Genomic DNA, 19,910 nt, shown 5'->3' on the forward strand with positions numbered 1-19,910 from the left:
AGCGCCCGGGGCGCGGCCGGAAAAACGGCCGCGCCCTTATTGCAAGGCGCCGCAACAGGAAAGACCGCGATGCCATCGTCCATATTGCCTGATTCCCTCCTTTCCTACCGCTTTCTGTCCCACCTGGCCGCCAACGCGTCGGGAACCGCCGCCGCGTTCGTCGTACGCCGTCCCGACCGGCGGCGCGACGGATACGTCAGCGCTCTGCATCTCTTCGACGGAACGGCCGAACGGCGCGTACTAAGCCATCTCGCCTCTCCGCTCTACGCCTGGGAGGACGATACCCACCTGCTGGCGCATCTTACCGCGCCGACGCGACGCGGCGGCGCAAGCGCCGTCACCGAACTCTATCGGGTGGACCTGTCCGGCGGCGGCCGGGAGCTCGCCGTTACTCTCCCGGTACCGCTCGAAGAGTTCAACGTACTGGCGGACGGGCAACTGCTGTGCTCCGCCCTGCTCGCGCCATCGGATCTCGACCAGCTCTTTAACGGCGCGCCGCAAAAAAACGCGGTCGCAGAGAGGCCGTCCGCCAACGGGTACGCGCGTTTCGAGGGGATTCCGTTCTACGCCGACGGCAGGGGATTTCTGCATAACCGGACGCGCCGGCTGTTTCTTTTCAACCGCCGCCAAGGAACGGCCACGCCGATCTCCCCGCAGGATTTCATCGTCGAGGCCTATGCGGCGGACCGCGCCGGACGCGCCGTCTATTTCTGCGGGCAGCGGGACAGCGGCGTCAGAAAAATCAGCGACACACTGTGGCGCTACGATCTGAAGGACGGCGCGCTGGAACGGCTTTACCACGGCAATCTTGATATCCGCCGCATTTATCCCCTCGGTGACGCAGCCATCATCGCCGCGACGGATCGCGCGGCATACGGCCACGGCCAATCCGACGACTTCTTTCTCCTGCGCGGCGGGCAACTGCGCCCACTGGCGCAACCCGGCTTTATGACGCATAACACCGTCAGCTCCGACTGCCGCCTGACGTCGGGCGTCCCGCGCGAGGTGGAATATAACGGCAGGATCTATTTCCCCGCCGTGCGCGGCTATCAGTCTCATCTTTTTTCCCTCGGCGCGGACGGTAGCCTGGAAGATCACCTGACCTTTGCCGGCAGCATCGACGCCCTGGCCCGCCTCAACGACAGATGGGTCGCCATCGGCCTGCGCGATCTGCTGCGGCAGGAAATCTACGCGCTCGACGGGGTCGCCCCGGCGAATGCGAATGCGACGGCGAGGAGCGGCGGAGAAGCGCTTCCCCAGACGGTACGCCTGACCCATCTCAACGCCGGCGGCGTCCGCGGGGAACGGGCCGTTGTCCCCGCGCATCTTAATTTCGCCTGCGGTTCGCCGGACGGCGCGCGGCAAACCGTCGACGGCTGGGTTTTGCCCCCGGCGGACGGTGAGGCAGGAAAAAAATACCCGGCCATTTTGACCATCCACGGAGGCCCGCGCGCCGTTTACGGTGCGGTGTTTTCTCATGAGATGCAGTATTGGGCGCACCACGGCTACTACGTTCTCTATTGCAATCCGCGCGGTTCCGACGGCAAAGACGACGCGTTCGCCGATATCAGAGGCGGGTTCGGCGACGACGACTACCAGGACATCCTGCGCTTCGTCGACCTGGCGCTGCAAGCCCATCCGGGTATCGACGCGGCGCGGATAGGCGTGACGGGGAGTTCGTACGGCGGATTTATGACCAACTGGATCGTCTGCCATACCGACCGCTTCAGGGCCGCCGCCGCGCAAAACAGCATCTCCAACTGGGTGTCGCTGGCCGGCACCTCGGATATCGGCTATCACTTTATTCCCGACCAGACGGGCGCGCGGCCGCTGTTGCCCAACGTGGAAAAGGCCTGGGCGCAGTCGCCGCTCAGGTATGCCGGGAACATTCGCACGCCGCTGCTCTTTCTCCACTCGGAGCACGACTATCGCTGTCCGCCCGAGCAGGCCTATCAGCTTTTCACCGCCCTGAAGCTCGGCGGGCAGGAAACCCGTTTCATCCTGTTCAACAACGAGAGCCACGAGCTGTCGCGCAACGGACGGCCCAAAAATCGGATTGCGCGCCTGCGGACGCTGACCGAATGGTTCGACGCTCACCTGAAGGAAAGCGCCTGATGAATAATATTTTCCGCTTCCTCGCCAGACGGCTGATTTATATGGTAGTGACGCTGTTGATGATCTCTTCCCTGACGTTCCTGCTGATGAACCTGCTGCCGGGTTCCCCGTACAACAACGAGGAAAAACTCACCGCCGGCCAGCGGGTGCTGATGAATGAGAAATACGGTCTGGACAAGCCGCTGGCGCAGCGCTATGCCATCTATATGAGCGGCGTGGTACAGGGCGACTTCGGCATCTCGCTGCAATTCGGCGACCAGCCGGTGAGCAAACTGCTGCACAACCGCATCGGCCCCTCGGTGCAGCTGGGGCTACAGGCGATGCTGCTCGGCTCGACGCTCGGCATCCTGCTCGGCACCCTCGCCGCCATGTTCCACAACAGCTGGCTGGATACCCTGGCCTCATCCCTGGCCATCGTCGGCCGCTCGGTGCCGAACTTTATTTTTGCCGTGCTGCTGCAACTGATATTCGCCATCCACCTCAAGTGGCTGCCGATCGGGCTGTGGCGCGACGGCTTTCTGTCGACCATTCTGCCGACGCTGGCGCTGTCTATCGCCCCGATGGCCGATGCGGCGCGCTTCGTGCGCACCGAGATGATCGACGCGCTGCACAGCGACTACGTCGAACTGGCGCGCGCCAAAGGGCTGAGCGAATGGCGGATCGCCACCCGCCACGGGCTGCGCAACGCGCTTATCCCGCTGATCGCCATACTCGGCCCCATGGTCGTCGGCCTGATGACCGGCTCGCTGGTGATTGAAAACATTTTCGCGGTGCCGGGCATCGGCGAGCAGTTCATCAAGTCAATCCTGACCAACGACTATGCCACCATCATGGCGCTGACGATCCTCTACTCCACGATGCTGGTGGTGGTCATTCTGGTTACGGATATTCTGTACAGTCTTATCGACCCGCGCATCAGGGTAAGCGGAGGCGGCCGGACATGACGGAGAAACGCACGCCGCAACAAGCCATCGACAGCGCAAATATCCCGGCTGAGTACTTCCGCCCTTACGCGCCGGCCGCCGGAGAGGGCGCGGCGGATGCCGACGCTCCCGCCGCCCCGGCGCGTGACGAATGGCAACGTTTTGCGCGCAACAAGGGAGCGGTAATTTCGCTTTTCATACTTATATTCATCATGCTGACCTCGGCGGCGTCGATCTGGTACTCGCCCCATGACCCGAACGCGCAGAATATCCCCCATGCCTTCCTGCCGCCCAAGATACCGTGGGTGGAAATCAACGGCTTCAACGGATTGGCCCGCGAGGGCGACGTCTGGGTGGACCGCTACGCCGAGGCGCCGGTGGCGGACGGCGTTTACTACCTGCTCGGCACCGATAATTTCGGGCGCGATCTGCTGTCGCGCATCCTGTTCGGCACGCGCATCTCGGTGCTGATCGCCTGCGTGGCGGCGCTGCTCGACCTGACCGTCGGCGTCGCCTACGGCCTGATATCCGGATGGAAAGGCGGCGCGACGGACACCGCCATGCAGCGGATACTGGAAATCGTCTCCGGCGTGCCCACCCTGGTGGTGGTGATCCTCGCCCTGCTGATCTTTCCGCCCGGCGCGCCGGCCATTATCGTCGCCATCGCCTTGACCAGTTGGATAAGTATGGCGCGCGTGGTGCGCGCGCAGACGCTGAAAATCAAGGAGCAGGAGTTTGTGCTGGCGTCGCGCGCCCTCGGCACGTCGGCGCTGAAGATCATGCTGCGCCACATTCTGCCGAACCTGAGCGGCATCATCATTATTCAGACCATGTTCACCATTCCGACGGCGATCTTTTTCGAGGCGTTTCTCAGCTTTATCGGCATCGGCATGCGGGCGCCGAACGCCTCGATCGGCACGCTGCTCAACGAAGGGTACAAGGTCTTCCGGTTCTATCCCCACCTGATGTGGTATCCGGCGCTGATCATCTGTCTGCTGATGATCGGTTTTAATCTGCTTGCCGACGGCCTGCGGGACGCGTTCGATCCGAAAATGAAAATATAGCGGGAAAAATCAGTATGAGCACCGACCCCATTCTTTCAATAAGCGATCTTCACGTGGTTTTCGACACCTTCAACGGCCAGGTTCAGGCGGTGCGGGGCGTCTCGTTCGATCTGCGGCGCGGGGAAACCCTCGCCATCGTCGGCGAGTCCGGCTCGGGCAAGTCGGTAACCTGCCGTTCGGTGATCCGCCTGCTCGGCAACAACGCCCGCATCACCCGCGGCGCCATCACCTTCGCCGGGCGCGACCTCACCCGCCTGAGCGCCAGAGAGCTGCGCGCGATCCGCGGCAACGATATCGCCATGATTTTTCAGGACCCGATGACGTCGCTGAACCCGACGATGACCATCAGACGCCAGATCGTCGAGGCGGTCACCCAGCATCGCCGGGTCAGCGCCCGGGAGGCGCGCGAGCGGGCCATCGGCCTGCTCGAACGGGTCGGCATCCCGGACGGCGGCAAGCGCTTCGGACACTATCCGCATCAGTTTTCCGGCGGGCAACGGCAGCGCATCGTTATCGCCATCGCTCTCGCCTGCCGGCCGAAAATAGTGATCGCCGACGAGCCGACCACCGCCCTCGACGTCACCATTCAGGCGCAGATCCTCGACCTGCTGCGGGACATCCAGCAGCGGTCGGACACCTCGATTATCTTTATTACCCACGACCTGGGCGTGGTGGCGAAGGTCGCCGACCGCATCGCGGTGATGTACGCCGGCAGGATTGTCGAGATCGGCACCGCGCTGGAGATATTCTACGATCCCCGCCACCCGTACACCTGGGGACTGTTGCAGTCGATTCCCGACCGGCACGCCCCCGACGCCGGGCTCTACGCGATCCCCGGCTCGCCGCCCGACCTGACCGATCCGCCGCCGGGAGACAGCTTTCTGCCGCGCAACGCCTATGGGCTGGAGATCGACAGGCATCTGGCGCCGCCGCTGTTTCAGCTGTCGCCGACCCACTTCGCCGCCACCTGGCTGCTGGACCCGCGCGCGCCGCGGGTAGAACCGCCGCCGGCGATACAAAAGCGCCGCGCCATCTTCGAGCAGCTGCGCGCGCAGGGCGCAACGCCCGGGGAGAAGCGGCAATGAGCGCCCGTCACGCGGAAAAACCGCTTCTCGCCATCCAGGATCTGCGCCGCTATTTTAACGCCGGGAGCGGCAACGAATCGCGGGCGGTGGACGGCGTCTCCTTCGACATCCATCGCGGCGAGACTTTCAGCCTGGTCGGCGAGTCCGGCTGCGGCAAAACCACCACCGGCAGAACCATTATCCGCCTCTATGACCCCACCGGCGGCAGGATCGTTTTCGACGGCGCCGATATCGCCACGCTCAGCACGCGCCGGCAGTGGCTCGGCTTCCGCAAGCAGGTGCAGATGATTTTCCAGGATCCCTACGCCTCGCTCGACCCGAAGACCAAGGTGGCGGACATCATCGGCGAGGGCATCGACGTGCACCGCCTCGCCGCGTCGCGGACGCAGAGGATGGCAAAGGTGCGCGAACTGCTCGCCGTCGTCGGACTCAACCCAGAGCATGCCCAGCGTTATCCCCACGAGTTCTCCGGCGGACAGCGCCAGCGCATCGGCATCGCCAGGGCGCTGGCCGTCGAGCCGCGGCTGCTTATCTGCGACGAACCGATATCCGCGCTGGATGTCTCCATTCAGGCCCAGATCGTCAACCTGCTGAAACGGCTTCAGCGCGAACGCAGCCTCACCTATCTGTTTATTGCCCACGATCTGTCGATGGTGCGTCATATCAGCGATCGGGTCGCCGTGATGTACGCGGGGAAAATCGTCGAGATGGGCGCCACGGAGGAGATCTACCGTTATCCGGTGCACCCGTACACGCGCAGCCTGCTCTCCGCCGCGCCGATAGCCGATCCCCTGACGGAGCGCACGCGCAGGCGGCTGGTCTATCAACGCCAGCCGCAAGATACCGATGGCGTAATCCGCCAGCTCGGCGACGACCACTTTATCCTCACCCCGGAAGACCGCTACGCGGAATATCAGGCGGCGCTTGGCAGGATGAAGAATGTCTAGGCGCAGCGTACTTTACGGCGCCGTCGGCTGTCTGCTGCTCGCCGCGCTGGTGCTGCCGGACGGCCCCTTCAGCCGGGAAAGCGTCTCCGACGCGATTTTCCTGATCGGACTCGTGCTGGCGACGGGCTGCGCCGGCGTCTGGCTGCTGGCGCAGCCGGATATCAGGGTCATCCTGCGCAGGCTGCGCGCGGTGCTGTTCCGGCGACCTGAAAAGGACGAACCGCCGCCGCGTCCTCAATCGCCGCGGTGGTTGAAAGAGGCGCTGGTCCTTGCCGCCTCGCTGCTGGCCGCCAGCGTACTGCTGCTTGTCTGAGCGCGGTGCATCGGCTGCATCCAGGCATCTGACTTTTGCCCTATCCGGCGTGGGGTAAACGCCGCCGGCACGTTAGCCGGCGGCGAAACGGTCAATGGCGAAAGGCGCGATAGGCCATGGGGTCCGGCCGTGTTCGATCAGGTCGGCCACAATGCAGCCGACGATGGGACTCAATTCAAAGCCGTGACCGGAGAAACCGAAGGCATGGACGATGCCGGCGCCTTCCCCGCCCGTCCCGATGACGGGGAGCTGATCCGGCGTCACCGCTTCCACGCCGGCCCAGCAACGCACTATCGCCGCATCGCGCAGGAAGGGAAACAGTTCCAGCACGGTGCGGGCGCTGCGCTTCATGGCGGATGTCTCTACGGTGGCGCGCCGCGCGACGGTATCCGCCCTGCCGCGCAGGCCGCCGCCGATCACCACCGTACCATTGTCGAACTGCTTGAATGACAACGGCCGCCCCATGGCGCCGAGCACCGGCCGGATAAAGGGCGGCACGCGCTGGGTGACCATCAGCATCAGACCCTCGGCGCTCAGCGACACGGGATCGCCCGTCTGGCGGGCAATCTCGTCGGCCCATCCCCCGGCGGCGTTCACCAGGCTGGGAGCCTGATAATAGCCGCCGCGCGTATATATCCGCCAGACGCCGCCCATACGCTCGATGCGCGTGGCCAAGGTGGCTTCGTGGATATGCGCGCCGGCCGCCTGCGCCGCCCGGCGGAAAGCGGTAACGACCTTATACGGCACGGCATAGCCGTCGCCCGCGCTCCAGATGCCGCCCGCGACGTGCGGCGCAAGACGCGGGACAAGTTCGCGCGCTTCCTCGCGCCCGACCCAGCGTTCGTGGGTAAAACCCAGTGCGTTCAACCGCGCGATGCGGGCCAGCGCCGCGGACGACTCGGCCTCGTTTTCAGCGATCTTGATCTGACCGCTGGCCACGAAACCGCACTCCGCGCCGATAAACTCCGGCAGGTGATGCCAGAACCGATCGCGCGCCGCCAGCGCCAGCGGTATTTCCTCCGCGTGGCGTCCCAGCGTACGCACGCCGCCGGCATTAACCCCGGAAGCATGGCGGCCGCAGTAGTCGGCCTCAAGCACCCGTACCCGATAACCGCGGCGCGCCAGCTGTAAGGCGCTGGACAACCCTTGCAGCCCGCCGCCCACAATCAGCACGTCGCTGGCGCCCAGCGCCTGGGCGCTTACTTCCGTCATAGCAATCTTCCTGAACCGGTTAAATCAGCTTAAGCGGGGAGCGAAAACGGCGCGCCCGGCCGCCTCCCAAGGTCTATTGGACCGGATCGAAGAAGTAGTCGCGCTCCGAAGTCGGCTTCCTGGCTATGGCGCCGATATCGCGCAGGAATGACGCCAGTTCGAAAGTGTGAGACGGCCTGGTATCAAAGTTATAGTCTTTATCGTTGATGATATTCAGGATCTCATCCGTGCTCAGCCGCGACTTGGTCGCCGCCTTGAATATATTCGCCGCTTCCGGCGGATTATTTTTTACAAACTCCGCCGCCTGATTGATTGCCGCCACAAACGCCGCGTAAACCGCGGGGTTTTCCTTACGGAATCGTTCCGAGGTAAAGGCGACGGCGGAAGTGGCGCCCGCGCCCAGCACGTCATAGGAACTGAATACGATATGCGTATACGGATGATTCAGCTCCTCGTTCTGGAACGGCGCGCTGGACATATGCGCCACGATTTCGGTTTTCCCGGATATCAGCGCATTGGCGGCCTCGGGATGCGGCATCGACACCGTCAGATCGTCAAGCTGCCGCCAGTTATTTTTGCCGAACGCCCTGGCCGCGGCCATCTGCAAATAACGCGCCTGTCCGGAAACCTTCACCCCCGGCACCGCAATGCGATCGGCGGGCTTAAAGTCTTCGACCGTCTTGATGTCCGCCCGATTGGTTACCAAAAACGACGGCGCCGCGCTCAACGCGATAATCGCCCGAATATTATCCAGTCCGCTGGTTTTATCCCACATCGTCAATACCGGAGAGATGCCGCCGGCGCCGATATCGATGGAGCCCGACAGTATCGCCGCCATGATTTCAGGCCCGCCGGGAACCTGTCGCCATTCGATATCCACCTCGACGCCCGCGGCCCTGGCCTGGCTTTCAATAAGTTTTTTTTCCTTGGCGATGGTAAATAATAAATAAGGCAAGCCATACTGATCGGCGATGGTTAATTTTTGCGCCGCGCCGGCCGTTGCCATAAAAAACGCCAGCAGCGCCGCAATCACTATTTTTATTTTCATTCGCTTATTTCCTGTGTCTTAAACCCCGGTCTGATAAAGCATCAATACTGCGACTACGCGGAAAAACCTTACGCGTATAACCCCTTAAAAAACATGCTCAATTAATCATTTGAAAATCCGGAAATCACATAAAGCGCGGAGAGCGATATTCTCTGTTTTCCAGATATCCTCCCGGCAATCAAACGCTGCCCCTATTGCATGCAATCCTGGGCATCTACCCGCGCCTTGTGATAATTTTGAGCCTCTGTTAACCGCGGGTATGGCTGACCCGATCTTTTAGTGGAATAACATGAAATCGCAACGCTTTTCCCTGGAACGTATGGCAACGCCGTTGGGCGAAATGCTGATGGTCGTGGATGAACAACGGCAGCTGCGCGCCCTGGACTGGCAAGATTATGAAGAGCGCCTGCATACCCTGCTGCGGCGCCAGTATCGCGGCGTGCAGACCCTGTTGCAGGAGAGGCCGGCCGGCGCCGAGTTGCGTCAGGTCATGCAGGCGTATTTCGACGGGGACCTCGCCGCCGTCGACGGCCTGCCGGTGGCGACGGGCGGAACCGCCTTTCAGCGGTTGGTGTGGCGACATCTGCGCGACATTCCGGCCGGGGAAACCGTCAGTTACGGCGCGCTGGCCGCGCGCATCAACAACCCGCTGGCCGTACGCGCCGTCGGGCTGGCCAACGGCGCCAATCCGGTCGGTATCGTGGTGCCCTGCCATCGGGTGATCGGCGCCAACCGATCGCTGACGGGCTATGGCGGCGGGCTGGACCGCAAACGCTGGCTGCTCGAGCACGAACGGAAATGGCGCCGCCAGGGCGTGTAATCATCGCCCTCCGCGCACAATGTATATTAAGCAAAATTATTAGCAATAATATTATCCAATCCAATAATTATTAGGTAATTAATCAAAGAGAAACAGCACAGTTAATACCTTCCCCCATATATTTGCCCTCCATCACATTTATCGTAAAAAACAAAAAAACGTAATTTGCCTGGGAGTTTAGGCAATTGTTTGCGCGTGGAAAAATAACCAATACTGGGCGGGAAAAATAACTCCCGCGTCTATCAGAGCGGATGTTTTCGCTATTTTGCACCCGATAAATAAGGTCAATAATAATGAATACCGCCTCTGTTCTTACGGTCAAGGATAAAATTGGCTACGGTCTGGGTGATATGGCCAGCGCCCTGGTCTGGCAGACCGCCGCCCTATTTCTGGCCTATTTCTATACCGATGTATTTGGCCTGCCCGCCGCGATTATGGGCACCATGTTTTTAGTCGTTCGCACCATGGATGCCTTTATCGATCCCTGTATTGGCGCGCTGGTTGATCGCACGCAGACCAGACACGGCCGTTTTCGTCCGTGGCTATTATGGTTCGCGATTCCATTCGGCGTCTGTTGCCTGATTACCTTTTACGTTCCGGACGTCGGCCCCACGCTGAAAATTGTCTATGCCTGCGTGACCTATTCCCTGTTAAGCATCGTTTACTCGGCCATTAACGTCCCCTATTGCGCGATGCCGGGGGCGCTGACGCTTGATCCCCGAGAGCGCCATTCGCTTCAGTCCTGGCGCTTTGCATTGTCGTTCAGCGGTGGACTGGTGGTCACGGTTATCGCGTTACCGCTGGTGGATTGGCTGGGCAAAGGCGACCTGCGGCAGGGCTATTTTTATGCCATGAGCCTGATGGGATTACTCGGCGTAATGCTGTTTTTCTGCTGCTTCTCCATGACCAAAGAGCGTTATTCCCCGCACAATGACACCTCGGGCTCCATGTGGGGGGATTTAAAATTACTGGCGCTTAACGACCAGTGGCGCCTGGTATTTCTGTTCAATATATTATTATTGGTGGCCGGCGTGATCCGCGGTTCGGCGACGATATATTACGTCAAATATGTATTATTACGCCCGGACCTGGTGTTCGCCTTTATCGTTTCCGGCATGATCGCATCGCTGCTTGGCGCCTTATTTTCCGAACGATTACTGGGAAAATTCGATCGGGTACGCTCTTATCAGTGCACGCTTGTCGGTTTTGCGCTGCTGGCGGCGTTAATTTTCTTTATTCCTCCCCATGCGCTGTGGCTTATTTTCGCGCTGAATCTGATTTTCAATTTTATGCAGAATCTGACTACGCCGCTGCAATGGACCATGCTGTCCGATGTGGTCGACTACGAAGAACACCGCACCGGCCGCCGCCTGGACGGGCTGGTCTTTTCCACCGCGCTATTCGCCATCAAATTCGGACTGGCGCTGGGCGGCGCGGTGGTCGGCTGGGGCCTGGGACTGGCCCATTATCTGCCTAATGAAACCGCGCAGCCCGCTGGCGTACTGACTACCATCAACATTTTATTTACCCTGATTCCCTCGCTGCTGTTTCTCGCCATGGCGCTGCTGCTGTTCGCTTACAAATTAAGCAGCCGCCGGGTCGCGGATATCGTCAGTGAACTGGCGGCGAGACGTTCGTTTTGAAGCATCGGCAACGATCCCCTCTTTACACAGGAGTAGCACATGACCGCCCTATATAAGGATGCAAATCGCCCCATCGACGAACGGGTCGCCGACCTGCTGGCCCGCATGACGCCGGAAGAAAAATTCGCCCAGCTCCACGCCTGGTGGCTGATATTATCCAGCGACGGCAATCACCGGGAGCGGGCTGAGCCGAACAACGAGTTTTCCAGTACCAGTAAGCAAAAAGCGCTGGCGGAACGGATAACATTCGGTATCGGTCAGATTACCCGGCCGATGGGCACGCATATCGTCGACGCCGCGGAAGGGGTAAAGGCGGCGAATCGGCTGCAAAAAACCCTGGTGGAGGAGACGCGTCTCGGCATCCCGGCCCTGTTCCATGAAGAGTGTCTGGTGGGGTTGCTATGCAAGGGCGCGACGCTTTTTCCCTCGCCGCTCAACTATGGTTCCACCTGGGATCCGCAGCTGATTGAGCGCGTGGCGCAGGCCATCGGCGCAGAGGCGCGCGCCACGGGTTGCCGGCAGGGGCTGGCGCCGGTGCTGGACGTCTCGCGCGATGTGCGCTGGGGACGGACGGAAGAAACCTTTGGGGAAGATCCCTGGCTGGTCGGCCTGATGGCCACGCATTTCGTCAAAGGGCTGCAGGGTGAAAAACGCGATATGCTGGCGACCCTGAAACACTATGTAGGGCATTCCTACAGCGAAGGCGGGCGTAACCATGCCCCGGTGCACCTTGGCTTTTGCGAACTGAACGATACCTTCCTGCTGCCGTTTGAAATGGCGGTCAAGCTGGCCAACGCCGGGTCAGTGATGCCCGCCTATCATGATATCGATAACCAGCCGGGTCATTCGGATCGCTTCCTGTTGACCACGGTGCTGCGGGAACAGTGGGGATTCGACGGTCTGATCGTCGCCGACTACGCGGGCGTAAGCCTGCTTCATGAGCACCATGGCGTTTCCCACGACGCCGCCGAGTCCGCCGCGCTGGCGTTTAACGCCGGGTTAGACATCGAACTGCCCAAAGACGACTGCGCCCGCTATCTGGCCGACGCCGTCGCCCGCCGCCTGATCGCCATGGAAAAGATCGATGAGATTGTTTCCCGCGTGCTGCGGGAAAAATTCCGCCTGGGCCTGTTTGAAAAACCCTATGCCGATGAAAATCAGGTGATATTGCAAAACGACCAAAGCAAAAAACTGGCGCGCGAGGCGGCGACGGGATCCATTACGCTGCTGGAAAACGACGGCACGCTGCCGCTGCAAGGCCGGCCGACGGTGGCGGTCATCGGCCCTACCGCCGACGACCCGCTGGCGCTGCTCAGCGGTTACAGTTTCCCGATCCACCTGATTATCAGCGATGTCCATGCACAGACCACGCAGGTCATCACGCCGCTGCAAGCGCTGCGGGCGCAGTTGGGGAACGACCGCGTGCGCTACGCCAAAGGGTGTCACATTATCGAAAAACGCACGGCGGGCGCGCCGGTCTTCCCCGGCGACAGCGGCGATAAACCGCTCCAGCAGTCCCCCATCTCGCAGGATACCAGCCTGATCCCGGAGGCGGTACGCATCGCCGGTCAGAGCGACGTCGTGGTGCTTTGCGTGGGCGATCTCTCCGGGTTATTCCAAAGCGGCACCGTGGGGGAAGGCTCGGATACGGACTCCCTCGCCCTTCCCGGCGTACAGCAACGGCTGCTGGATGCCCTGGTCGCGACGGGTAAACCGGTGGTTGTGGTCATGACCGGCGGGCGCCCGTACAACCTCGGCGGCCAGGAAGACTCAGTCGCGGCATGGCTGATGGCCTGGGCGCCAGGGCAGGAAGGCGGCAATGCGATTGCCGATGTGCTGACGGGGAAAGCCGAACCCGCCGGACGGCTGGTACTCTCGGTGCCGAAAAACGCCGGCGCGATGCCCTACTATTACAATCACAAGTTGAAGAGCGGCGGCACGCCCATTGCGTTCCACTTCGGTTCGCGCTATCCGTTCGGCTATGGCAAAAGCTGGACGACTTTTGATTACGGCCCGCTACAGTTGGAAAAACATAGCGTGCCCGGAAAGGATGGCGCCGTGCGGGTGAACGTGACCGTCACCAATAGCGGCCAGGCGGCGGGCAGCGAGGTGGTACAGCTCTACGTGCGTGATAAAGTCGCGTCAATGGTTCGTCCGGTGAAAGAGCTAAAAGCCTTTCAGCGCGTGCATCTTGCCGTCGGCGCCAGCGCGCGTCTCACCTTCAGCGTGCCGACCGACATGCTGAACTTTACCCGTCGAGACGGCCGGCGCGTAGTGGAGCCGGGCGACTTTGACATTCTGGTCGGGGCCTCCAGCGGGGATATTCGCAGCGTCGCGACGGTCACGGTAACCGGTGAGACGCGGGTATTGCACGGAAACTGGCGCATGGTGAGCCACTGCGACGTTGAGCAACAGGCTTGAATCGCGTGATTACAGACCGCGCTCAATGGGGTGAAATCCCGTTAATCCCGGCTAACCGTCCCTGTCGAGCGCCGCCGTCAGCTCGCCTGCGATCGGCAACTAGTCCCTTGAGGCAGGATGATATATTCTTACCGAATCATGTTCGATGTCGAGAGGGTACGAAAATGACCGCTACCGCCACGTTGTCCAACAAGTTCCAGATCTCCATTCCCAAGTCCGTGCGCGAAGAGCAGCGCTGGGAGGCAGGGCAGGAGTTCGTATTCATCCCCAAGGGCAAAGGCGTGCTGGTAATGCCGGTGCCTGAGCTGGAGCAGTTGCACGGCATCGCCAAAGGCGCCAGCAAGGACGCATACCGCGACCGATGTCGGGCTCGAGCTTAGCGGCACATTTCGCGGCTACAGACCGCGCGTCTCCAGAAAAAGCACCGTTGCCGCCACGCGCGAACGTACGTTGAGTTTGCGCAGCAGGTTGCGGATATGCACTTTTACCGTCTCTTCCGAGATATACAGCGCGGCGGCTATCTGTTTGTTGGATAGCCCCGACGCCACCTCCTGCAGCACGTCCAGCTCACGCTCGGTCAATACCGCAAACGGCGAAAGCATATGCTGCCGCGAGCCGCGGCTGCGCAACACTTCACGCACCTGTTCGCTGAACGCATCGCCGTTACGGATGGCGTCCAGCAGGGCTTCGGGGGCGCTGTCCTTGAGCAGATACCCATCGGCGCCCGCGTCAACCAGCGCGTAGATATCGCTGGCGGTATCGGAAACGGTCAGCACAATCACCCGCGCGGTGATGCCGTCGCGGCGCAATGCGTGCAGCGTGTCCAGGCCGCTCAACCCTTTCATATTCAAATCCAGCAGAATAATGTCCGCAGAGAGGCGGCTGGCAAGGCTTACCGCTTCCACGCCGTTGCTGGCTTCGCCGACCACCTCAAAGGCGTTATCCATTTCCAGCAGTTGGCGGATCCCCCTACGCATAAGCGGATGATCGTCGACGATCATCACCCGGTAACAAAATTTTTCCGACATGCTCAACTCCAGTTATTATTTTTATTTATCACACGGACGCTATCGCGCTGATGTTCCGCCGTCGACGTCGAAAAATGGACGCTAACCAGCGTACCGCCTTCGGAGTGACGCCCGATGGCCAGTACGCCGCCCAGCCGTTCGGCACGCTCCTGCATGATATTCAACCCGTAATGCCCCGCCGGCTCTTCCCGATTGGCGATACCGCGGCCGTCATCGCGGATCTCAACCTGATGACTGCCGTCGGGCAGCGTACGGCAATCAACCCAAATATTCTGCGCCTGCGCATGCTTGATCGCGTTCAGCACCGCTTCGCGGATAATCTGCAATAAATGAACCTGCTGCGAAGCGTCCAGCACCTGAGTCGGAATACGGCAATCAATATGGATAGCGGCGCCGGTGTGCGTGCGCAGCGGCGCGATCATTTCCTGTAGCGCGGCGGGCAAATCCGCCTGTTGCAGCGTCAGGCGGAAGGTGGCAAGCAATTCCCGCAGTTGGCGATAGGCGTCGCTCAGCGCCTGTTCAAAGTCGGCGATGATCTGTCCGGCGCGCGAATTGTCCTGCGGCACGGCGCGTTTTAACAGTGTCAGCTGAATATTCAGGTATGAAAGCACCTGCGCCAGCGAGTCGTGCAGTTCTCTGGCAATGGTGGCGCGCTCCTCCATCAGCAACAGTTGCTGATAGTGTTTTTGCGCCTGATTAAAATAGAGCCCGCGCCCCAGCATGCTGGCGACGCTTTGCATCAGCTGCGCCGACGGCTGCTGTTCCGGCGCCTGCCAGCGCAATTGCCCGAAAACCACCTCCTGTAAGCTGACGGGCAGCGTCTGCCACGGAAGGTTCTCATCCGGCGCGCCTTCGCACAGCAGCCAGTTTTCTCCTACCCGCATTTCCAGACAGCTAACCGTTTCATACCGGTGGACGACCTGAAGGATCTGCTGGAAACAGTGCTTATCGATGGTGCTGACATTCAGCGCCTGCGAACAGTTATACAACACCTTCAGCATGCGATTGGCTTCCTGCAGGCGCAGCGTTTTCTGGCGTACTTTTTCCTCCAGCGAATGATAGAGTTTTTGCAACTCGTCGCTCATGCGGCCGAAGGTGCGCGCCAGCAATCCCAACTCATTAGGGAGGGTGGTATCCAGCACCAGACGGGTGAAATGCCGCCGTTCAATGGATGCGCAGGCCGCCACCAGCTGGTTAAGCGGCACCACCACCTGATGGCGAATACGCCGCAGCGTAAAAAATATCAGTGTAAATATGGCGATGGATCCGATTATCGACGTCACCACCACCAGCATCATCTTGCGTTCGGCATAATGCTGCAACGCCAGCACAAAGAGATCGATCTGGGTGACGTATCTGACGATATTCTGTCCATACCACGCCGCGTCTTCCGCGCGCAGCCGCTCATCCATCATTTTCCAGTTCAGCTGCAGGGCGGCATAGCGCTCCCGCACCTCGCCCGGCACATACCAGCGATCCAGCAGATGAAATACCGGGGAGTCCAGCGTTTCGGCATAGCGCTGCCGGTGTTGCGGCAACGCGTCCCGGTTGCCCTGCAAATCATACCCCATGCGATAGCTCTGCATACGCATGGAGCCGGCGATGTTGACCGCTTCCGCATCGCGCAAACTGCTGGCAAGCGTCAACAGAGCAATGCCGGTCGTCAGCAGCGATAACAGGGCGATGTAAAAAAATACGCGAGCCAGACTGGCAGAAACCGAGCGCTTTACCATCACTGCCACTACCTCTCTTCTGATGCGGGTAACGTGAAAACTCGAACCCGCGAAAACGGCCGGGAGCGTGTTTGCCGGCCGACGCGCCGACCACCGTTATTCCGGCTATTTTCATACCGTCGGCCAAAGGCCGCTGCGGCAATCTCCCCGAAGCTTGATCCCGCATCGCCATTTACCTCTAAAGGGTGATTACCGCCTACCGCGGCGGAAGCATAGTGTACCTCCTATAAAAACAATAGGTTTCATACGGGATCCCATCGTGGATATTTTCTGTCGTCTCTGGAGCAATCAATCGTAATGACCGAGCTCTCCCGGCGTTCTTTCCTGACCGGCCGCCGCCATAGCGCGGCGCAGACGCTGCGCCCGCCGTGGAGCGGCGCGGAAAGCGATTTCCTCAGCCAATGCACCCGCTGCGATGCCTGCATCGCCGCCTGCGCCGGCGGAATATTACGCCGCGGGCCGGGGGGATTTCCCATGGTCGATTTTCAGCGCGGCGAATGCTCGTTTTGCTATGACTGCGCCCGAGCCTGCCCTCAGGCGCTGTTCAGCGCGCGCCATACCGCGCCCTGGGACTGCCAGATGACCATCGGCGACGGCTGTTTGTCGCAACGACAGGTGGAGTGCCGCTGCTGCCAGGATGCCTGCGAACCGGGGGCGATCGCCTTTCATCCGACGCTGCGGCGTATCGCCGCCCCTTCCCTTGATAACGCGCGTTGCATCACCTGCGGCGCCTGCATCGCAGGCTGTCCGAGCGGAGCGATTTCGATGCAACGCCGTCCGGCGCCGACGCGACAGGAAATCCCATGAGTACGAGCTGGCACGTTTGCAGTTTAGTGGTTCGCGCCCATCCGTATCGGTTGGCCGCGCTAAGCGAGGCGCTGAGCTCCCTGCCCGGCTGCGAGGTGGCGGCCGGCGACGGCGCCGCCGGCAAACTGGCGGTAGTGCTTGAGGCGGACTCGGAAGCCTCGCTGTTGAAACTAATGGCGTCAGTACGCGATCTCTCCGGCGTGCTGGCGGTTTCGCTGGTTTATCACCAGTTGGATGCACAAAATCAGGGTGAGGAAACGTCATGAAACTCAGTCGACGACAATTTATGAAAGCCAACGCGGTCGCGGCGGCGGCCACGGCGGCGGGCATAAGCATACCGACCGCCGTCCGCGCCGTAGTGGGACAGCAGGAGGCCATTCACTGGGATAAGGCCCCCTGCCGTTTCTGCGGCGTCGGCTGCGGGGTGCTGGTCGGTACGCAGAACGGCCGCATCGTGGCAAGCCAGGGCGATCCCGAAGCGCCGGTTAACCGCGGGCTTAACTGCATCAAAGGCTACTTTCTGCCGAAAATCATCTACGGCCAGGATCGCCTGACCCAGCCCCTGCTGCGGATGCGCAACGGCGAATTCGACAAAGACGGCGAATTTACCCCGGTAAGCTGGGAGCAGGCCTTTGAGGTGATGGCGCAGAAATTCAAAACCGCGCTGCAAGAAAAAGGGCCGGGTTCGGTAGGCATGTTCGGCTCCGGCCAGTGGACCGTCTGGGAAGGCTATGCGGCCGCCAAGCTGTTCAAGGCCGGCTTCCGCTCCAACAATATCGACCCGAACGCGCGCCACTGCATGGCGTCGGCGGTCGTGGGCTTTATGCGCACCTTCGGCATGGACGAGCCAATGGGGTGTTATGACGATATCGAACAGGCCGACGCCTTTGTGCTGTGGGGCTCCAATATGGCGGAGATGCACCCGATCCTCTGGTCGCGCATCACCGACCGCCGTCTGTCGGACACCAACGTCAAGGTGGCGGTGCTTTCCACCTATCAGCATCGCAGTTTTGAACTGGCGGATAACGGCATGGTGTTTACGCCGCAAACCGATCTGGCCATTCTTAACTACATCGCCAATTACATTATTCAGAATAACGCGGTCAATAAAGAATTCCTTGCCCGCCATGTGAATCTGCGCAAAGGCGCGACCGATATCGGCTACGGATTGCGCCCGACGCACCCGCTGGAAAAAGCGGCGAAAAATCCGGGTTCCGATGCCTCGGAACCCATGAGCTTTGACGATTACAAAGCGTTCGTCGCCGACTATACGCTGGAAAAAACCGTCGCCCTGAGCGGCGTACCCGCCGATCAGCTGCAAGCGCTGGCGCAGCTTTACGCCGACCCGCAGAAAAAAGTGATCTCCTACTGGACCATGGGATTCAACCAGCACACCCGCGGCGTGTGGGCCAATAATCTGGTCTATAACCTGCACCTGCTGACGGGCAAGATTTCCCAACCCGGCTGCGGCCCCTTCTCGTTGACCGGCCAACCCTCCGCCTGCGGCACGGCGCGCGAGGTGGGAACCTTCGCCCATCGCCTGCCGGCGGATATGGTGGTCACCAATGAGAAACACCGCGCCATTGCGGAGCAAAGGTGGCAATTGCCGAGCGGCACCATTCCGGAAAAAATCGGTCTGCACGCCGTGGCGCAGGATCGGGCGCTGAAGGACGGCACGCTCAACGTCTACTGGGTGATGTGCAACAACAACATGCAGGCGGGGCCGAATATCAATCAGGAGCGCATGCCCGGCTGGCGCGACCCGCGCAATTTCGTGATTGTTTCCGATCCCTACCCGACGGTGAGCGCGCTGGCCGCCGACCTGATTTTACCCACCGCCATGTGGGTGGAGAAAGAAGGCGCCTACGGCAACGCCGAGCGACGCACCCAGTTCTGGCGCCAGCAGGTCAAAGCGCCCGGCGAAGCCAAATCGGACCTCTGGCAACTGGTCAGCTTCGCCAAGCGCTTCACCGTGGAGGAGGTCTGGCCGGAAGCGCTGCTGGCGCAAAAACCGGCCTATCGCGGTAAAACGCTCTACGACGTGCTGTTCGCCAACGAAGCGGTCCGACGCTACCCGCTCAGCGAGTTGCCCGACGATCGGCTAAACGATGAGTCGCGCGAGTTCGGCTTCTATCTGCAGAAAGGGCTGTTTGAAGAGTATGCCGCGTTTGGCCGCGGTCACGGCCACGATCTGGCGTCCTTTGACGCCTACCATCAGGCTCGCGGGCTGCGCTGGCCGGTGGTGGACGGCCAGGAAACCCTGTGGCGCTACCGTGAAGGCCACGACCCTTACGTCAAAACGGGCGAAGGATTCCGCTTCTACGGCAAGCCGGACGGCAAGGCGGTGATTTTCGCGCTGCCGTACGAACCCGCGGCGGAAGCGCCGGACGGCGAATACGATCTCTGGCTCTCCACCGGCCGCGTTCTGGAACACTGGCACACCGGCAGTATGACGCGCCGCGTGCCCGAGCTGCACCGGGCCTTTCCCGAAGCGGTATTGTTTATCCACCCTCTGGATGCCAAAGCGCGCGATCTGCGCCGCGGGGAAAAGGTGCGGATTATCTCGCGCCGCGGCGAAGTGGTCTCCGTCGTCGAAACCCGGGGACGCAACCGACCGCCGCAAGGATTGGTGTATATGCCGTTCTTTGACGCCGCGCAGTTGGTCAACGTCCTGACGCTGGACGCCACCGACCCGCTCTCCAAAGAGGCGGACTTTAAAAAATGCGCCGTCAAGCTGGCGAAGGTGTAACG

Annotated in this window: 17 protein-coding genes; 13 read left to right on the top strand and 4 right to left on the bottom strand. The window is 61.0% G+C overall.

From position 1 onward, the window contains the following. Positions 1–69 precede the first annotated feature (69 nt). The 6 genes from DDT56_RS10170 to DDT56_RS10195 are packed head-to-tail and all read left to right on the top strand — an operon-like array spanning position 70 to position 6,447. Positions 70–2,115, top strand: a complete 2,046-nt coding sequence (locus DDT56_RS10170) for an alpha/beta hydrolase family protein (RefSeq protein WP_136166329.1) — start codon at positions 70–72, stop codon at positions 2,113–2,115. Continuing rightward, positions 2,115–3,059 (top strand): ABC transporter permease, encoded by a 945-nt coding sequence (locus DDT56_RS10175; RefSeq protein ID WP_136166330.1) that lies wholly within the window; start codon positions 2,115–2,117, stop codon positions 3,057–3,059. Before DDT56_RS10170 ends, DDT56_RS10175 begins: the two co-directional genes overlap by 1 nt. Then, positions 3,056–4,102, top strand: coding sequence for an ABC transporter permease (locus tag DDT56_RS10180; protein WP_136166331.1), 1,047 nt, complete (start codon positions 3,056–3,058; stop codon positions 4,100–4,102). The genes DDT56_RS10175 and DDT56_RS10180 overlap by 4 nt, the downstream gene beginning before the upstream one ends. Before the next feature lie 14 nt (positions 4,103–4,116). Beyond that, the gene (locus DDT56_RS10185; RefSeq protein ID WP_136166332.1) at positions 4,117–5,187 is read left to right on the top strand and encodes an ABC transporter ATP-binding protein; all 1,071 of its coding nucleotides are present in this window, start codon (positions 4,117–4,119) and stop codon (positions 5,185–5,187) included. After that, positions 5,184–6,134 (top strand): ABC transporter ATP-binding protein, encoded by a 951-nt coding sequence (locus DDT56_RS10190; RefSeq protein WP_136166333.1) that lies wholly within the window; start codon positions 5,184–5,186, stop codon positions 6,132–6,134. Before DDT56_RS10185 ends, DDT56_RS10190 begins: the two co-directional genes overlap by 4 nt. Continuing rightward, positions 6,127–6,447: a hypothetical protein gene (locus tag DDT56_RS10195; RefSeq protein WP_136166334.1), complete on the top strand. Its 321-nt coding sequence runs from the start codon at positions 6,127–6,129 to the stop codon at positions 6,445–6,447. The genes DDT56_RS10190 and DDT56_RS10195 overlap by 8 nt, the downstream gene beginning before the upstream one ends. A 72-nt stretch (positions 6,448–6,519) precedes the next feature. On the opposite strand, the gene DDT56_RS10200 is transcribed toward DDT56_RS10195, so the two are convergent. Both DDT56_RS10200 and DDT56_RS10205 read right to left on the bottom strand, forming a co-directional pair. Next, positions 6,520–7,659: an NAD(P)/FAD-dependent oxidoreductase gene (locus tag DDT56_RS10200; RefSeq protein ID WP_136166335.1), complete on the bottom strand. Its 1,140-nt coding sequence runs from the start codon at positions 7,657–7,659 to the stop codon at positions 6,520–6,522. A gap of 73 nt (positions 7,660–7,732) precedes the next feature. After that, positions 7,733–8,707, bottom strand: coding sequence for an ABC transporter substrate-binding protein (locus tag DDT56_RS10205; RefSeq protein ID WP_136166336.1), 975 nt, complete (start codon positions 8,705–8,707; stop codon positions 7,733–7,735). A 289-nt stretch (positions 8,708–8,996) separates the two neighbouring features. Between DDT56_RS10205 and DDT56_RS10210 the strand changes: the two genes are divergently transcribed. The 4 genes from DDT56_RS10210 to DDT56_RS10225 all read left to right on the top strand — a co-directional run bounded on the left by DDT56_RS10210 (position 8,997) and on the right by DDT56_RS10225 (position 13,971). Beyond that, positions 8,997–9,527 (top strand): methylated-DNA--[protein]-cysteine S-methyltransferase, encoded by a 531-nt coding sequence (locus tag DDT56_RS10210; RefSeq protein ID WP_136166337.1) that lies wholly within the window; start codon positions 8,997–8,999, stop codon positions 9,525–9,527. A 293-nt stretch (positions 9,528–9,820) separates the two neighbouring features. Continuing rightward, the gene (locus DDT56_RS10215; protein ID WP_136166338.1) at positions 9,821–11,170 is read left to right on the top strand and encodes an MFS transporter; all 1,350 of its coding nucleotides are present in this window, start codon (positions 9,821–9,823) and stop codon (positions 11,168–11,170) included. A 39-nt stretch (positions 11,171–11,209) separates the two neighbouring features. Next, positions 11,210–13,591: a glycoside hydrolase family 3 N-terminal domain-containing protein gene (locus tag DDT56_RS10220; protein ID WP_136166339.1), complete on the top strand. Its 2,382-nt coding sequence runs from the start codon at positions 11,210–11,212 to the stop codon at positions 13,589–13,591. A gap of 164 nt (positions 13,592–13,755) precedes the next feature. Further along, positions 13,756–13,971, top strand: coding sequence for an AbrB/MazE/SpoVT family DNA-binding domain-containing protein (locus DDT56_RS10225; protein ID WP_136166340.1), 216 nt, complete (start codon positions 13,756–13,758; stop codon positions 13,969–13,971). A gap of 15 nt (positions 13,972–13,986) precedes the next feature. On the opposite strand, the gene narP is transcribed toward DDT56_RS10225, so the two are convergent. Next, the gene (gene narP, locus DDT56_RS10230) at positions 13,987–14,619 is read right to left on the bottom strand and encodes a nitrate/nitrite response regulator protein NarP (RefSeq protein WP_136166341.1); all 633 of its coding nucleotides are present in this window, start codon (positions 14,617–14,619) and stop codon (positions 13,987–13,989) included. A 2-nt stretch (positions 14,620–14,621) separates the two neighbouring features. Further along, on the bottom strand, positions 14,622–16,352 hold the full coding sequence (narQ, locus tag DDT56_RS10235; RefSeq protein WP_136166380.1) for a nitrate/nitrite two-component system sensor histidine kinase NarQ: 1,731 nt from the start codon (positions 16,350–16,352) through the stop codon (positions 14,622–14,624). A gap of 297 nt (positions 16,353–16,649) precedes the next feature. Between narQ and napF the strand changes: the two genes are divergently transcribed. From napF to napA, 3 genes are read left to right on the top strand one after another with little or no spacing between them, the layout of a single operon-like run. Then, positions 16,650–17,159, top strand: a complete 510-nt coding sequence (gene napF / locus DDT56_RS10240; RefSeq protein ID WP_136166342.1) for a ferredoxin-type protein NapF — start codon at positions 16,650–16,652, stop codon at positions 17,157–17,159. After that, positions 17,156–17,425 (top strand): chaperone NapD, encoded by a 270-nt coding sequence (gene napD, locus DDT56_RS10245; RefSeq protein ID WP_136166343.1) that lies wholly within the window; start codon positions 17,156–17,158, stop codon positions 17,423–17,425. The genes napF and napD overlap by 4 nt, the downstream gene beginning before the upstream one ends. Then, positions 17,422–19,908, top strand: a complete 2,487-nt coding sequence (gene napA / locus DDT56_RS10250) for a nitrate reductase catalytic subunit NapA (protein ID WP_136166344.1) — start codon at positions 17,422–17,424, stop codon at positions 19,906–19,908. Before napD ends, napA begins: the two co-directional genes overlap by 4 nt. The last annotated feature ends 2 nt before the right edge of the window (positions 19,909–19,910 follow it).

The sequence above is a fragment of the Brenneria corticis genome, from assembly GCF_003115855.1.
Classification (GTDB): Bacteria; Pseudomonadota; Gammaproteobacteria; order Enterobacterales; family Enterobacteriaceae; genus Brenneria; species Brenneria corticis.

What these genes read in the sequence shown, in the direction of transcription:
- DDT56_RS10170 (WP_136166329.1), top strand. Translation starts at nt 70, where the DNA reads ATGCCATCGTCCATATTGCCTGATTCCCTCCTTTCCTACCGCTTTCTG.
- DDT56_RS10175 (WP_136166330.1), top strand. Translation starts at nt 2,115, where the DNA reads ATGAATAATATTTTCCGCTTCCTCGCCAGACGGCTGATTTATATGGTA.
- DDT56_RS10180 (WP_136166331.1), top strand. Translation starts at nt 3,056, where the DNA reads ATGACGGAGAAACGCACGCCGCAACAAGCCATCGACAGCGCAAATATC.
- DDT56_RS10185 (WP_136166332.1), top strand. Translation starts at nt 4,117, where the DNA reads ATGAGCACCGACCCCATTCTTTCAATAAGCGATCTTCACGTGGTTTTC.
- DDT56_RS10190 (WP_136166333.1), top strand. Translation starts at nt 5,184, where the DNA reads ATGAGCGCCCGTCACGCGGAAAAACCGCTTCTCGCCATCCAGGATCTG.
- DDT56_RS10195 (WP_136166334.1), top strand. Translation starts at nt 6,127, where the DNA reads ATGTCTAGGCGCAGCGTACTTTACGGCGCCGTCGGCTGTCTGCTGCTC.
- DDT56_RS10200 (WP_136166335.1), bottom strand. Translation starts at nt 7,659, where the DNA reads ATGACGGAAGTAAGCGCCCAGGCGCTGGGCGCCAGCGACGTGCTGATT.
- DDT56_RS10205 (WP_136166336.1), bottom strand. Translation starts at nt 8,707, where the DNA reads ATGAAAATAAAAATAGTGATTGCGGCGCTGCTGGCGTTTTTTATGGCA.
- DDT56_RS10210 (WP_136166337.1), top strand. Translation starts at nt 8,997, where the DNA reads ATGAAATCGCAACGCTTTTCCCTGGAACGTATGGCAACGCCGTTGGGC.
- DDT56_RS10215 (WP_136166338.1), top strand. Translation starts at nt 9,821, where the DNA reads ATGAATACCGCCTCTGTTCTTACGGTCAAGGATAAAATTGGCTACGGT.
- DDT56_RS10220 (WP_136166339.1), top strand. Translation starts at nt 11,210, where the DNA reads ATGACCGCCCTATATAAGGATGCAAATCGCCCCATCGACGAACGGGTC.
- DDT56_RS10225 (WP_136166340.1), top strand. Translation starts at nt 13,756, where the DNA reads ATGACCGCTACCGCCACGTTGTCCAACAAGTTCCAGATCTCCATTCCC.
- narP (WP_136166341.1), bottom strand. Translation starts at nt 14,619, where the DNA reads ATGTCGGAAAAATTTTGTTACCGGGTGATGATCGTCGACGATCATCCG.
- narQ (WP_136166380.1), bottom strand. Translation starts at nt 16,352, where the DNA reads ATGGTAAAGCGCTCGGTTTCTGCCAGTCTGGCTCGCGTATTTTTTTAC.
- napF (WP_136166342.1), top strand. Translation starts at nt 16,650, where the DNA reads ATGACCGAGCTCTCCCGGCGTTCTTTCCTGACCGGCCGCCGCCATAGC.
- napD (WP_136166343.1), top strand. Translation starts at nt 17,156, where the DNA reads ATGAGTACGAGCTGGCACGTTTGCAGTTTAGTGGTTCGCGCCCATCCG.
- napA (WP_136166344.1), top strand. Translation starts at nt 17,422, where the DNA reads ATGAAACTCAGTCGACGACAATTTATGAAAGCCAACGCGGTCGCGGCG.